The 329-nt window shown below is 37.1% G+C and carries 1 protein-coding gene; it reads left to right on the forward strand.

Annotated features, from left to right (window positions below):
- The coding region (locus OU788_RS12730; RefSeq protein ID WP_274635497.1) for an aldehyde dehydrogenase family protein at positions 1-297 on the forward strand (297 nt) is incomplete at its 5' end.
- Positions 298-329: the final 32 nt, after the last annotated feature.

Genomic DNA, 329 nt, shown 5'->3' on the forward strand with positions numbered 1-329 from the left:
TGTGTTACAAAGTTTAAAGATGAAGCAGAGGCTTTAGAAATAGCAAATGACACTATGTACGGATTAGGAGCAGGGGTTTGGACACGAGATGCGCATCAGTTATATCAAATTCCAAGAGCTATTAAAGCAGGTAGAGTTTGGGTGAATTGTTACCATGCATACCCAGCACACGCACCATTTGGAGGTTACAAAAAATCAGGATTTGGTAGAGAAAACCATTTAATGATGATGGATTACTATCGCCAGACTAAAAACATGTTGATATCGTACGATAAAAACAAGTTAGGGTTCTTTTAGTTGTTTGAAAATACTGAGCTTTTTAAAGCTCA

The organism is Tenacibaculum sp. L6, from assembly GCF_028823685.1.
In the GTDB taxonomy this organism is placed as follows: Bacteria; Bacteroidota; Bacteroidia; order Flavobacteriales; family Flavobacteriaceae; genus Polaribacter.